The sequence below is a fragment of the Bacillus sp. ISO11 genome, from assembly GCF_003458115.1.
Lineage (GTDB): Bacteria > Bacillota > Bacilli > Bacillales > Bacillaceae_G > Bacillus_A > Bacillus_A cereus.
The window spans coordinates 192,224-206,400 of sequence record NZ_QXCO01000008.1; the positions used below are offsets into that span (position 1 = coordinate 192,224).

Here is a 14,177-nt window from a genome sequence, read left to right on the forward strand (position 1 = left end):
GCTAATATAGAGCAGTGCATTTTTTATTATGCTAGCGCTTGTGCTAAATCTTCAATTAAATCTTCACCATCTTCAATACCGACAGAAATACGAATTAATGTATCTGTAATTCCTAATTCTTTGCGGCGATCAGCTGGGATTGATGCATGTGTCATTTGAGATGGAATAGAAATTAAACTTTCTACCGCTCCTAAGCTTTCAGCAAGTGTAAAGTATTGTAGTTTCTCAAGTACTTTATTTAATGTTTCTTCACTATCTACATCAAATGAGATAATAGCACCAAACCCGTTTGCTTGTTCTGTTGCTAATTCGTGATTTTGATGTGATTCAAGACCTGGGTAATATACTTTATTTACTTTTGGATGATTATTTAAGAACTCAGCAATAGCACGTGAATTCGTTTCATGTTCTTCCATACGAATTCCTAATGTTTTTAAACCGCGAAGTAGTAAGAAGCTATCTTGTGGCCCAAGAATACCTCCTGTTGAGTTTTGTACAAAGTGAAGATCTTCTGCTAGTTGTGGGCTATTTACAACTACTAAACCTGCAACTACATCACTATGACCTCCTAAATATTTCGTTGCACTATGAAGCACAATATCTGCTCCTAAAGAAATCGGCGACTGCCAATATGGCGTCATGAATGTGTTATCAATAATTGTTAATAGGTCTTTCTCTTTAGCAAGAGTAGATATTTTCTTAATATCAGTAATTTTTAGTAGTGGGTTCGTTGGTGTTTCCACATAAATTGCTTTCGTATTTGGACGAATCGCTTCTTCAACTTCCTCTAAGTTTGTTGTATCTACAAATGTATGCTCAATACCGAAACGGTTTAATACTTTCGTAATAACGCGGTATGTTCCGCCATAAACATCATCTGTTAAAATAACGTGGTCACCTTTTGAGAACAACATAATTGTCGCTGTAATAGCAGCCATTCCTGAACCAAATGCAAATCCAGCATGCCCATTTTCTAATACAGCAATCATTTCTTCTAAAGCTGCACGTGTTGGGTTACCTGTACGTGAATATTCATATCCTTGATGCTTACCAACTGCTTCTTGTTTGTACGTACTTGTTTGATAAATCGGTACGTTTACAGATCCAGTTGAAGGTTCTCCTATGCGAATACCATGAATTAACTTTGTCTTTGCTCTCATTTTTTATTCCCATCCTTTGTATATGTCTTTACTTAAATAGCGCTCACTACTATCAGGAAAAATCGTTACAATATTTGTACCTGGTGCTGCCTTCTCGGCCTCCAGTAAGCTCGCATGAAATGCTGCTCCTGAAGAGCTCCCAACGAGAAGTCCTTCTTTTTGCGCTAATTCTTTCACTCGTAAAAATGCATTTCGATCAGAAATCGTATGAATTTCATCAAAATAAGATGTCTTCAAAAATGGCGGGATAAATTCCAGTCCAATTCCTTCGGTCTCATGTGAACCAGCCTTACCACCATTTAAAATAGATCCTTCTGGCTCTACGATAACTGTTTTAATATCTATATTTTTTTCTTTCAAATAAGATGCAGTCCCCATAAACGTACCGCCAGTTCCTGCTCCAGCAACAAATATGTTAATCTCTCCATTCAATGCGTCCCACAGTTCAGGTCCTAGTGTTTTAAAATATGCACGAGGATTTGCCTCATTTGCGAACTGACTTGGAGAGTATGAATTCGGTAGTTCATTTACTAACTCTTTTGCTTTAGCAATTGCACCGGTCATTCCTTGCTCAGTCGGTGTATGCACGACCGTTGCACCTAGTGCTTTCATTAATTCTTGTTTTTCAATACTAAATTTCTCTGGTACACAAACAATAACACGTAAATCATGTTCTAATGCTGCAAGTGCCAGTCCAATACCAGTATTCCCAGCAGTCGGTTCAATAATTGTTCCACCCTGGGTCACAAGCCCTTTTTCTAGCGCATCTTCGATTAATTCTCTTCCTAAACGATCCTTAACGCTTCCGCCTGGGTTATAAAATTCAAGCTTTGCAAATAAACGGACTCCTTTCGGAAGTGAAAAACGAGTAATTTCTACAATTGGTGTATGACCAATTAACTCATGAACTCCACGATATACATTCATCGTGTTCTCCCCCTTGTTTGCCAATAAAGAAAAGGCAACTGTATGTATTTTCTTTATATGAGACAGTTGCCTTTTTGTTACATTACTTTAACTCTTCTAACACTTTTACGATAAAGTTTGTAGAATGAAGAGCTGCTTGATCTAAAAACTGATCAAATGAAACATTTGATTCTTTACCAGCAATATCAGAAAGTGCGCGAATGATAACAAACGGAATTTCATATTGGTGGCATACTTGTGCAACAGCTGCTGCTTCCATTTCTACCGCATAAAGATTTTCAAATTTATCACGGATGGCTGCAACGCGGTTCGGATCACTCATAAATGAATCACCTGTTGCAATCATACCTTTTACAACTTGAATATTTTCTTCAGCCTGCATACATTTCTCAGCTAATGCAACTAACGCCTCATCAGCTTTAAATCCAGGCGGCATTCCTGGTACTTGACCATATTCATAGTTAAATGCTGTTACATCTACGTCATGGTGACGAACTTCAGTGGAAATAACTACATCACCAACGTTTAGAGAATGATGGAATCCACCAGCTGAACCAGTATTAATTACTTTTTCAGGCTTATATTTTTCTAATAAAATTGTCGTTGACATCGCTGCGTTTACTTTACCAATACCAGACTTTAACAAGATTACTTCATGCCCTGCTAATAGCCCTTTCGTAAATTCACAACCTGCAACCGTTTCTGTCTCTGCTTGTTCTAATTTGTCACGTAAAATACGTACTTCTTCTTCCATTGCTCCAATTACAGCAATTCTCAATCTAATCCCTCTTTCTATTGCTTAGTTGCCTCCATTACCCAAACGAAATGATTTAATCTCGTGAACGTTACATGGAAGCCATTGTTTTCAAAAATAGTCTGCATAACTGGAATACGTGTATAGTATTCCGTTTGCAAATCGTTTGCTAACTGGTGGAAACCTCTTTGTTTTGCTGTTTCAACAGTTTTATCATATGCATCTTGATCTGCAAATATCGTATCAGCAAACACTATTTTACCACCTTTGTTTAGCAATTGACTATACTTCGCAATCGCTACATTTTTTTCATCATCTGTTAAATGATGAAATGCATAGGTGCTTACAATGGTATCAATTGAATTTGGAACTTCAAACGAAAGAAAATCACCGTCTGTAATTGAAAATTCTTTTGGCAATTTCTCTTTTGCAATCATGCGCATTTCACGCGACGGTTCTATACCGTAAACTGTGCGGCCAGCAAGTAATAATTTATTTGTTAAATTACCTGTACCGACACCAAATTCTAATACATTACCAAATGACTTGTTAACTACATCCTCTAGAATGCCCTCATAATGGGCGAAAACTTCTTTATATTGTATATCTTCGCCTTGTACAAATGAGTCGTACGTATGAGCCCACTCATCAAATAAACCATTAAATTCTGTACCCATAAAAATTCCCCTTTTTCTTATCGGTTTTATCAGTATGATATTCCCTCTTTCTAAAAATGTCAATTGAAATGTACATGGTATTTCCTTCTTTTCTTTGTTACACTATAGTTGATTACATAGGAGAGGGGCCGTCTTCATGTCATTTACCTTTGAAATGTTAGAAGATAAAGTAGAGTTTTTTGAAGCGGGAGACTTAGCTTCTTTAGAACGAAAAATTAGTGAACAAATTGATAATAATAAAGCACTTATGCTTGAAGTTCATCACATCTCACATCAAATGGTTATGGATCCTGAAAGTAAAAGACCGTATTATAGCGCGGTTGTTCATTTTAAATTAAAGAAATTGCGTTAACAAAAAAGAGAAGCTCCTAAGGAGCCTCTCTTTTTTAGTTTAGAGTTTGAACAAGTACTGGTTTCCAGCCCTCATTGTCTACCCAATCAATATTTACATAATATCTTTTCCCACTTTGCTTATCTTGAACATCACCATAAGCTTTGCTCTTTCCAGTTTTGTCTCTTCCAACAAAATGGAATACTAATTGCTCTTTCGGTACTTCAACACCTGCAGCAATTGCACTTTGCATCTCATTCCAATCTGATGAACCCTGTTTAAACGTCATCGCTGGTGATGAACCTTGTTCTGTTCCTACAGCTTTCCAAGAAGGTTTTGTATACGCCTCTTTTGCCTTAGATACAGTTTTCTCAGCTGATACTTTCTCGTTAGCTTTCGCTTCTTCTTCAGCTTTTTTCTGTTCTTCTTCAGCCTTTAGCTTCTCTTCTTCAGCTTTTTTCTTAGCTTCTGCTTGCTCTTGTTCTTTTTCTTTTTTCTTAGCAGATTCTTTATCTTCTGATTTTCCAGCTTTCTCATTCTTTGTTGTTTGTTGAGAGACTTTCTTATCAGTAGAAGATGCTTGCTCTTTCGTACTAGGAACGAACAATTGATATGCTACAATAGCTACTAATAGTAATACAATAGCGATTGCAATATTTAAAACACCGTTTTGACGACGTTTTTGTTGTTTCTGTTGGAATCTTGATCCTCCTGCCATTCTCCAAACCTCCATGCAGTTTTTCCTAATTGCTATTGTAACATTAAATCTAGAAAGGTTGAACATTTACAATGATATTTTCATGAAATGAAGACATTTCACTATAAATTGCAAGATTACTTTTCATTCTCCAATTGATAGATTGCTCTTACCATATCTTTAAAAATAGGTGTAACTTTATTCACTTTGCTATCAGTCTCTAGATCAACAACAACTAAAGCATATCTTGGATTCTCATACGGAAAATAACCTGCAAACCAGCGATTCACCCTCGTCCCTTTCCCTGTTTGCGCTGTCCCGGATTTTCCAGCGACACTTAGTGGCAACGAACGGAATGCCGTTCCTGTTCCTTTCTCCCTTGTTACAACGCCTCTTAATAACTCTTGTAATGTTTTCACTGTTTCATACGAAAGCTGTTTTCCATTTAACGTATGGCTCTCAAATGTAAAAAAATCCGCTCCATTTTTATATACTATTTTTTCAACTGCTTTCACTTCCATCTTTTCTCCATTCCTCGCAATCGTCGCCATCATATTTGCAATTGCTAGAGGTGATATACGTACATCTTTCTGTCCAATTGCTGTTTGTTCTACCGCTTTTTTACTATTTTTATTTTCTTCATTCCCCCAAATAGTAGTACCCTTTTCTTCTGGCATTTGCTCAAAATGAGGTGTATGAAATACAGAACCTTTCCATCCAACCTTTTCATTTGCTCCTAAAGCTGCTACGTATGTTTCTAGCACCGTCTTATCCTTTTGTAATAGCTCGTTACCTAACTCGGAAAATGTCCTGTTACAGCTCCTGGCAAAGCTCTCTTTAAAGTTAAGTGTACCCATCCTAACTTGCGGGTCGTTTTCACCATATAAATCTTTATTACAGTTAAATGTCCGATTAAACAAATTTACTTTTTGATCAATGACTGCAGCTGCAACTACTGTTTTAAAAACAGAGCCTGGAAAATGTGGCGTTAACATTTGATTTTCAAGTGTAGTTTTATATAAATTCTCATCCCTTACTTGTAAAGACGGCTTACTAGCCATCGCTAATATTTCATTTGTCTTTACATCAAGTAATACTAGTCCCCCCTTCTTTATTTCATTCGCTTCAATCACTTCTTCTGCTTTTTGCTGCAACTCTTTATGTAAAGTAGTTTGAATCCTAACTGGATAAAATGGATTTCCTGGTGAAGTGTATTTCGCTTGCTTTCCGAAAATTGGTTCTCCTTGCCGATCTACTTGATATAATACTTTTGCCTCTCCATCAGTCAATAGAAATTCATCAAATGATTGCTGTAATCCTGAAATACCTATCGGCGTTTGTTTTGAGATTCTTTTCAATTCTCCATATCGCTTTTGAAACTCCCTTTCGTTCTCCCCTACATCACCAATTAAATGATTTATCTCTCCAGTTTGTTTTAATCGCACTTCAGCTGCTACAATACCTAATACATGTAATTCATTTACCTTCTCCATCTGCTCTCGTGTCACTCGAAATGGAGCAGTTTCTCCTTGTAGTGTAAATGCATTTTTATTATTTTTCATTTGTCTTCTAATCTCTTGTCTCGACACACCAATGATATGCGCGATTTTCTCTAACATGTCATTTTTTATTTGTAAAAATGGAAAAATAATTAAAACAGGATATTTTTCCTCACCTATTTTTTTACCATTACGATCTATAAACTGCCCACGTCCATCGTCTACTGTAATGGATTGTGTGCGTTGCGTAACACTTTTTTCAATTAAATTTATTTTGCGATCAGTAAATGATTCTGTATCTATAATTTGAATTTGGATTAAACGACAAAGCAATACAAACATAACGCTCATAAAACAAATTAAAACAATTGTAATTCTCCGTTTTATTTTCATAAAAAACACCTCGTCTATTGTAGTTTAGACGAGGTACTATTTTATTTATACAATCTCCAAAACAAAAACAGATATTATATAAGGCTATTATTGTTTCTTTGGCTTCTCTAAAAATTTCATAAGAAGCGATCTAAATTCAGTTTCATTCACTCCAGTGTTTTTAGCAACTTCAATTACAGTGGTTGTTACATTAGCCGCTATTTTTAAATAATCCTTACTAAGATTATCCATTTCATTTCTTTTTTCTTTTGCATTCTCAACTGTTACAGAATCAATACAAGTAATCATCTTATCTACAATATGTAAATAATTATTTTGTGCATCTATTATTTTTTGAATATCATCTTTATTACTTACTTTCGATTGTTTTAAATATGTATATGCTTGATTCACTTCATCTTTTAAAATTTTATCATTATTCTTCGCCTGTTCTTGTAACATATTCTTCATATCATCTATTGTTTTTTGATCCATCGAATCTCGCAATAAATAATCTGGATTCCCAATTGCGTAATCATACTTAATCGTTACACCTTGAAATATTTTCATGACAATTGCTAATTGATACGCTACATCAAAATCATTAAATTCCTTTTTATCTTGTGGATTTTCTAAGGCTTTTGAACTCTCAGTTGCTTTAATATCCTTTTTTTCTTCTTGCTTCACTTTTTCTCCCTTTGATGATGTAGTTTCTTCATTCGTTCCGCATGCAGCAAGTCCTAATATGGAGATACTACAAACCAATCCTGTAAAGATTTTATGTTTCATAATTAGCCCCTTTTCCCTTTTAAAACCTATGGTCTCTAATTATGATATCAAAGCTTAAAGTGTTTTTTTGACATTTTTTGTCGAATCACTCTAAGGTTTACACAATTTTTTTCATTCTACAGAAAAAAAAAGATTCTCCCGATAGGAGAATCTTTTTTTTTATTTTACAGAGACAATCTCTACTTGCATTTCTCCGCCTGGTGTTTGGATTGTTACTTTCTCACCAATTTGCTTACCTAATAAGCTTTTTGCGATTGGAGAATCGTTAGAAATTCTTCCTTCGAATGGATCAGCTTCCGCGCTACCTACGATTGTATACGCTTCTTCATCTCCGTTTGGTAATTCTTTAAATGTTACTGTTTTACCTAATGTAACAACAGTAGATACTTCGCCAGTATCTTTAATGATAACTGCGTTACGAATCATATTTTCTAATTGTGTAATACGTCCTTCTACGAACGCTTGCTCATCTTTCGCTGCATCGTACTCAGAGTTCTCAGAAAGATCCCCGAAGCTACGTGCGATTTTAATACGTTCTACTACTTCTTTACGTCTTACTGTTTTTAATTGCTCAAGTTCGTTCTCTAGTTTTTGCTTACCCTCTTGCGTCATAGGGTATGTTTTTTCTGTTGACATATTTTCCACTCCTTTTATATACCAATCCCCTGAAAAAAAGAGGAGTTCCATATGAAAACTCCTCCGCTTCCATTGTTAGCGGAGGTTTCTAGTACCCTTGCACTAGCGGAGTTGTCACATACAACCCCGTATTTCCAATTCTTCTTTATATAAAGAAGATATGTATGGAAAGTTGATATAAATATGCCCTCACCTATATATAGATGAGGTTGCATGTTTCATTGTATTCGATAAGAAGGGAAAAAATCCCTTCCTACCGTATATCTTTTACTATGCTATTACAAATTTACTTTTTGTTCAAGAATTGTTGCAATTTTTGTCACCATAATATCAATTGCAACGTGGTTTTGTCCACCTTCAGGGATAATAATATCCGCAAATTTCTTAGAAGGCTCAATAAATTGATTGTGCATTGGACGTACAACATTTACGTACTGATCAATAACTGAATCCATCGTACGACCGCGCTCTTTAATATCACGTTGCATGCGGCGCAGAATACGAAGGTCAGCATCCGTATCAACGAATAATTTAATGTCCATTAACTCGCAAAGACGTGGGTCTTCTAAAATAAGAATTCCTTCTAAAATAATTACATCTTTCGGCTCAACCGGAATAATTTCTTCTGAACGCGTATGCAATGTATAGTCATATACAGGCTTATCAATTTGCTCATATGCAAGCAACTGCTGCAAATGTTCAATTAACAGATCATTATCAAACGCAAGCGGATGATCATAATTTGTTTTTAAACGCTCTTCCATTGGTAAATGGCTTTGATCTTTGTAATAATAATCTTGCTCTAAGATTAAAATAGAATGACCTTTAAAATGGTCAAAAATCGCTTTCGTTACACTCGTTTTACCTGATCCCGAACCACCAGCAATTCCAATTACAACAGGCTTATTCGTCCCCATTCGACTATCACTCTTTCTTATTGAAGTATGCTTTTGCGCATCATATTATTCACATACACTCGTTGATCCACTTTGAATTTCACGATTTGCAACGGATGTCTCGCTGCATCTAATTCGTTTCCATCCTCATCCCAAATTTTCTCCACCGTTTGCGTAAAGTTTTCTATTTCTGGTCCAAAGAACTCCACTTCATGTCCTGGTTTGAAATGATTACGTTGCTCAATCGTTACGATGCCCGTTTCTTCATTATAATCTAACACTAAACCAGCAAAATCATACGTTGTTTTCTTACTATGATTTCCAAACATTTGCTCTTGATGTCCTGGAACCCCTTCAAAGAATGCAGAAGCTGTATCACGATTTGCACATTTATCAAGCTCATCTAACCATTCTTGTTTAAACTCAAAGTTATCTGGATCCGCACAATACGCATCAATTACTTTACGATATACAGTTGCTACAGTCGCTACGTAATGGATTGATTTCATACGTCCTTCTACCTTTAAGCTATCGATTCCGATTTCAATCATTTTTGGAATTGATAAAATTAAATTTAAATCTTTTGGACTCATCGCAAAGTGAGCATCTCCTTCTTGGAATAGAGGAAGCTCTTTTGCATCTTTATGTTGTGATACTGTTTGAACTAAATCATAATCCCAGCGGCAAGATTGGCAACAACCACCACGATTAGAATCACGCGCTGTCATATGGTTACTTAATGTACATCTTCCTGAATATGCGATACACATTGCACCATGGACGAACGCTTCAATTTCAATATCCACTTTTTCTTTAATTTCTTTCATTTCTTCATAGCTTGCTTCACGAGCTAATACAAGACGATGTAAACCTTCTTCTTTCCAATACTGTGCTGCTTTCCAGTTGGATAGTGATTGCTGTGTGCTTAAATGCACCTCAACAGAAGGCGCTACGCGTTTACAAGTCTCAATGATAAGCGGATCAGCAACGATAATTCCCGTTACGCCAGCTTTTTCAATCCCTTTTAAATATTCCTCTAGCCCGTCCATATTTTCATTATGTGCAAAGATATTTGTTGTTACGTATATTTTTGCTCCATACTTCTTTGCAAACTCAACGCCTTCTGCCATTTCTTCTAGCGTAAAGTTACCTGCATTCGAACGAAGACCAAATTCTTGTCCACCTAAATATACAGCATCTGCCCCGTAATGGATAGCTACTTTTAATTTTTCTAAGTTACCCGCAGGGATTAACAGTTCAGGTTTCTTCACAATAACACGTTTGCCATCGATCACTCGTGAAATTTCTTGTACAGTCATTTCCTACACCCTCCTCGTTTAGTAAACCGTTTCTTTAAAGAAGAATCCTGTATCTAACGGACGATTTACTGGTTGCATTTCTTCTATTTCTTTATATAGATCATCTTTCACGTCATAATATGCATCACGATCTTCTACGCATAAATCAATCGCTTGACGATATTTCTTCGTTACTTCAATAATGTATTCAGAGCTTTTTAGTACACCGTCGATTTTTAAGCTATCAACTTCAGCATCGATTAGTTCCTCTAATTCATCGATGAAACAAATGTCGTTCGGACTCATAATGTGAGTACCATTTTCATCTTCATAAATTGGATATTTATTGTTACGCTCTGGGTCATATAAGAACATATTCTCTTCATATTTTTTCTTTTCAATGTCAAGATTACGTCCTTGATACTCAAAGTAGTTTCCTACTAATGAACGCTTCGATTGGAACATACAAGTCATACCGTGAATTTGTACTTCCAGTTCCACTTCAGCATTTTCTTTTAAATCAACAATTTCATCTAAGCTAAGCTCACGAGCTAATACAGCACGCTTTGATCCTCTTTGTCCCCAGTAATTACAAGTGAACCAGTTTGTTGCTGTCGTTTCTGTATTCCAGTGCAACTGCATATTTGGTGCTACTTCACGAACAGCCATTAATACCGCTGGATCTCCGAAAACAATTGCATCTACATTTACTTCGTTTAAAAATGAAACGTAATCTGTTAATTCTTCTACTTTATCGTTGTGGAACATAGCGTTCATGGCTACGTATACTTTCACACCATTTTCATGTGCAATCTTCACAGCTTGTTTTACATCTTCACGTGAAAACTCCCCTGCTAAACGTAAACCAAACTTTTGCTCACCGATCATTACCGCATCTGCTCCTGCTTTCGCAAGTTGTTCGATATCCGCCACCGCTCTTGGCGTTACTAACAATTCAGGTTTCTTCATACCTTGGTCACCCTCTCTTTTTACTAACAGCTACTCCATCACCAATTGGGAAAATCGTTGTATCATATCCTTCATGGTTCATAAGCCACTCATTGTACGTCTTAATACGACGGATTAAACCACGTGTACGTCTGTTTTCAATTTTCTCTTTTGTCGTTACAAGACCGTGGTACATAACATTATCTGAAATAATTACGCCACCAGGATTTAATAACGGTTCATATAAGTCAAAAAAGCGACGATACTGTCCTTTTGCTGCATCAATAAAAATAACGTCAAATGTCCCGTGTTCTTTTACTTGTTCACCTGTCTCTAACGCATCACCGTAAATAACTGAAATACGATCTGTTACTGGGGAACGTTCTATATATTCAAGTGCTTTTTCATATCGCTCACGATTGCGCTCAACTGTCACAATACGTGAATTTGGAATAGCTTGCATCATACGAATACTAGAATAACCGATTGCTGTTCCAAGTTCTAAAATGCTTTTCGGTCCAATTAAACGTAAAAATTGCAGCATAAATTCCATTCCAAGTCGATCCATAATCGGCACATGATTTTCTGTTGCATATTCTTCCATTTCAAGAATTAATTTATCTTTCGGATCAATAAATGATAATAGGTACTCGTTAACTGCATCCTCCATAAATGGTCCTCCTTATTTACATGGAGAAGTGCCTCTATGACGTCTTTTCACACATAGAATGCAATAAAAATACAAGCCAGCTTTATCCTTAGCTTGTACGTCCCGTTTTGATATTAAAAACGATTCTTCTGCCAGTTTTTAACCCGATATATTTTACCACAAAAAAGAGGGATGTGCGACTTTTTTCGCTATCCCTCCCCATTTCACTATTTTTTCGTAATGTATTTTTGCTTTAATGCATTATGCTCTTCTAATGTTTTCGCATAGTACACTTCACCACTTGGTGCAGCTAAGAAATAATAATAATCTGTTTGCGCAGGTTCTAACGCAGCTTCTACTGAATGTTTACCAGAGTTTGCGATCGGCCCTACCGGTAATCCTTTTACAACATACGTATTGTACGGTGAGTTGACCTTTAAATCTTCGTATAATACACGTTGTTTATGCTTTCCAAGTGCATATAATACCGTTGGATCCGTTTGAAGCGGCATACCTTTTGCTAAACGATTATAAAAGACACTAGAGATCTTTTGACGATCTGTAAAACCAGTTGCCTCTTCTTCAATAAGTGAAGATAATGTTAAAAGCTGATGAACATCCCAATTCTTCGCTTTCATTTTCGCCTCATTTTGAACAATGATTGCATTTGTTTTCTCAAGCATTGGAATTACAATTTCTTCTAACGTCGTATCTTTCTTATAAAACGAATACGTTGCAGGATATAAATAACCTTCTAATGGGTATTTAATATTGCTATCAAAGATTTTATCCGTTAATAACTTCGGATACTTTTGCTGCATTTTTTGAATAAATGCTTTATCGTTTAATTGACGCGTAACATCATCTTTATTCCACTTTAGTTCTGTCGCAATCGTTTCTGCAATTTCAGTTACTTGCGCCCCTTCTTTAATCGTCACTTTATAAAGAGCTGGACGATGCACGTTGCCAGATGACATTTGTTCAATCACATCTTCAGCATTCATTGAAGGATTTAATAAATATGTACCTGCTTGTAAACTTTTCGATTTAGCCTTTGTATAAAAACTAAAAACTGTACCGTTTTTTACAGCGCCTTTTTCTTCTAAAATTTCTCCAATTTTACTTGTAGATGATCCTTTCGGAATTTCTACTTCAATCTCTTTTTTATTCCCGCTATCAACTGGTCCTAATGCGGATGAAATATACGCATAGACTGAACCACAAACTAAAAGCAGTGCAATAATCGAAAATAAAAAGATGCGTCTACGCTTCTTTTTCACTTGATTCTCTATCAAAACATTTCCTCCTTACTTAATTGTAGACCGTATGTACACCTTTCTATACAGCACGATGTAAAAACGCTAAAAATTTACTTATCTTTTTTAATTGACACTTTATTTTTCTACAATCCGTCTCATTATACTACAAAGACTTACACAGTTTCGACAAAAAATCTTTCATTTTACATATAAATACAAAAAAAGATGGACTGTATATCGTCCATCTTTTCAGTACTTATTATTCAGCTTCTTGCTCATCAGCAATAGTGTTAAACGTTTCTTGTACCATTTCCCACTCTTCTTCAGATTCGATTGGAAGTAAAACTCCGCCCTCTTCTTCATTTTGCTCATAAGCCATTGCATCATAAATTGGGTCTCCATCTTCATCTACTTCACCGATTGGAGAGAAGATTACGTATGATTTTTTACCAAATTTGTCAGCATCAAAAGTGAAAATAATTTCACATAAATGTTCGTTACCTTTTTCGTCTACAATTGTAATTTGACGTTCTTCCATTTTGGTCACCTCTTATTTTCTATCTAAAAATCCTTGTAAGATTACGACTGCAGCCATCTTATCGATTACTTGCTTTCGCTTCTTACGGCTTACATCGGCTGAAATGAGCAGACGTTCCGCTGCCATTGTTGACAAACGCTCGTCCCACATTACAACGTCTAATTGTAACAGCTCTCGTAGGTTTTCTGCAAATTGTTGGCACGCTTCACCACGCGGGCCAATTGTACCATTCATATTTTTAGGTAAACCTACTACTATCTTGTCCACATTGTACTGCTTTACTAACTCAGAAATACGATCAAAACCAAAGTGACCTCGTTCTTCGTTAATCTTAATTGTTTCTAATCCTTGTGCTGTCCAGCCCATTTCGTCGCTAATTGCAACTCCGACTGTTTTTGTACCTACATCTAAACCTAATATCCGCATAAACTACTCCTCACGATGATGTTTCAAGTAAGACTTCACAAGCTCTTCAATTAACTCATCACGTTCAAGCTTGCGAATGATGCTACGTGCATCTTTATGGCGAGGTATGTATGCTGGGTCTCCACTTAATAAATAACCGACGATTTGGTTAATCGGATTATAGCCTTTTTCTTGAAGTGCATCATACACAGTTAAAAGTACATCATTTACATGGACACTCTGTTTTTCATCTTGAATGCTAAACTTCATTGTTTTATCAAAACCGTCCATTTCAAGCACCTCACTTATATAGTAAGTATAGGGAGAAGAACTTCTCCTCTC

General features: G+C 36.0%; 17 protein-coding genes. 1 reads left to right on the forward strand and 16 read right to left on the reverse strand.

Annotated elements, in window-relative coordinates; translation table 11 throughout:
- Positions 1-26 precede the first annotated feature (26 nt).
- The 4 genes from D1166_RS11465 to D1166_RS11480 all read right to left on the reverse strand — a co-directional run bounded on the left by D1166_RS11465 (position 27) and on the right by D1166_RS11480 (position 3,518).
- Positions 27-1,160 (reverse strand): bifunctional cystathionine gamma-lyase/homocysteine desulfhydrase, encoded by a 1,134-nt coding sequence (locus D1166_RS11465; RefSeq protein WP_001201908.1) that lies wholly within the window; start codon positions 1,158-1,160, stop codon positions 27-29.
- A 3-nt stretch (positions 1,161-1,163) separates the two neighbouring features.
- On the reverse strand, positions 1,164-2,087 hold the full coding sequence (locus D1166_RS11470; RefSeq protein WP_001103881.1) for an O-acetylserine dependent cystathionine beta-synthase: 924 nt from the start codon (positions 2,085-2,087) through the stop codon (positions 1,164-1,166).
- An 82-nt stretch (positions 2,088-2,169) separates the two neighbouring features.
- Positions 2,170-2,865, reverse strand: coding sequence for a 5'-methylthioadenosine/S-adenosylhomocysteine nucleosidase (gene mtnN / locus D1166_RS11475; protein WP_001217024.1), 696 nt, complete (start codon positions 2,863-2,865; stop codon positions 2,170-2,172).
- A gap of 14 nt (positions 2,866-2,879) precedes the next feature.
- The gene (locus tag D1166_RS11480) at positions 2,880-3,518 is read right to left on the reverse strand and encodes a class I SAM-dependent methyltransferase (protein WP_097861433.1); all 639 of its coding nucleotides are present in this window, start codon (positions 3,516-3,518) and stop codon (positions 2,880-2,882) included.
- Positions 3,519-3,654: 136 nt separating this feature from the next.
- On the opposite strand from D1166_RS11480, the gene D1166_RS11485 reads away from it, so the two are divergent.
- Positions 3,655-3,870 carry a YrzA family protein gene (locus tag D1166_RS11485; RefSeq protein WP_000010984.1) on the forward strand — a complete coding sequence of 72 codons (216 nt, stop codon included), beginning with the start codon at positions 3,655-3,657 and terminating at the stop codon, positions 3,868-3,870.
- 34 nt (positions 3,871-3,904) lie between these two features.
- Here D1166_RS11485 and D1166_RS11490 read toward each other — a convergent pair whose 3' ends face one another.
- The 12 genes from D1166_RS11490 to D1166_RS11545 form a co-directional block, all read right to left on the reverse strand.
- Complete coding sequence (locus D1166_RS11490; RefSeq protein WP_000897099.1) at positions 3,905-4,567, reverse strand: YrrS family protein; 663 nt, start codon at positions 4,565-4,567, stop codon at positions 3,905-3,907.
- 116 nt (positions 4,568-4,683) lie between these two features.
- Positions 4,684-6,438: a peptidoglycan D,D-transpeptidase FtsI family protein gene (locus D1166_RS11495; RefSeq protein WP_097861432.1), complete on the reverse strand. Its 1,755-nt coding sequence runs from the start codon at positions 6,436-6,438 to the stop codon at positions 4,684-4,686.
- 87 nt (positions 6,439-6,525) lie between these two features.
- Positions 6,526-7,206 carry a hypothetical protein gene (locus D1166_RS11500; RefSeq protein ID WP_097861431.1) on the reverse strand — a complete coding sequence of 227 codons (681 nt, stop codon included), beginning with the start codon at positions 7,204-7,206 and terminating at the stop codon, positions 6,526-6,528.
- A gap of 159 nt (positions 7,207-7,365) precedes the next feature.
- The gene (greA, locus tag D1166_RS11505; RefSeq protein ID WP_000102591.1) at positions 7,366-7,842 is read right to left on the reverse strand and encodes a transcription elongation factor GreA; all 477 of its coding nucleotides are present in this window, start codon (positions 7,840-7,842) and stop codon (positions 7,366-7,368) included.
- 278 nt (positions 7,843-8,120) lie between these two features.
- The gene (gene udk / locus D1166_RS11510) at positions 8,121-8,759 is read right to left on the reverse strand and encodes a uridine kinase (RefSeq protein WP_000537078.1); all 639 of its coding nucleotides are present in this window, start codon (positions 8,757-8,759) and stop codon (positions 8,121-8,123) included.
- A 17-nt stretch (positions 8,760-8,776) separates the two neighbouring features.
- A complete protein-coding gene (locus tag D1166_RS11515; protein WP_097861430.1) occupies positions 8,777-10,057 on the reverse strand; it encodes a peptidase U32 family protein in 1,281 nt (426 codons plus the stop codon).
- Positions 10,058-10,075: 18 nt separating this feature from the next.
- Complete coding sequence (locus D1166_RS11520) at positions 10,076-11,005, reverse strand: peptidase U32 family protein (RefSeq protein ID WP_000742807.1); 930 nt, start codon at positions 11,003-11,005, stop codon at positions 10,076-10,078.
- Between the two features lie 7 nt (positions 11,006-11,012).
- Positions 11,013-11,654, reverse strand: coding sequence for an O-methyltransferase (locus tag D1166_RS11525; RefSeq protein ID WP_000389102.1), 642 nt, complete (start codon positions 11,652-11,654; stop codon positions 11,013-11,015).
- Between the two features lie 206 nt (positions 11,655-11,860).
- Entirely contained in the window at positions 11,861-12,928 is a 1,068-nt protein-coding gene (gene mltG, locus D1166_RS11530; RefSeq protein WP_000572137.1) for an endolytic transglycosylase MltG, read from the reverse strand.
- Positions 12,929-13,151: 223 nt separating this feature from the next.
- The gene (locus D1166_RS11535) at positions 13,152-13,430 is read right to left on the reverse strand and encodes a DUF1292 domain-containing protein (protein ID WP_000392730.1); all 279 of its coding nucleotides are present in this window, start codon (positions 13,428-13,430) and stop codon (positions 13,152-13,154) included.
- Between the two features lie 12 nt (positions 13,431-13,442).
- On the reverse strand, positions 13,443-13,856 hold the full coding sequence (gene ruvX, locus D1166_RS11540; protein ID WP_001221192.1) for a Holliday junction resolvase RuvX: 414 nt from the start codon (positions 13,854-13,856) through the stop codon (positions 13,443-13,445).
- 3 nt (positions 13,857-13,859) lie between these two features.
- The gene (locus D1166_RS11545) at positions 13,860-14,126 is read right to left on the reverse strand and encodes an IreB family regulatory phosphoprotein (RefSeq protein ID WP_000348590.1); all 267 of its coding nucleotides are present in this window, start codon (positions 14,124-14,126) and stop codon (positions 13,860-13,862) included.
- Between the last annotated feature and the right edge of the window lie 51 nt (positions 14,127-14,177).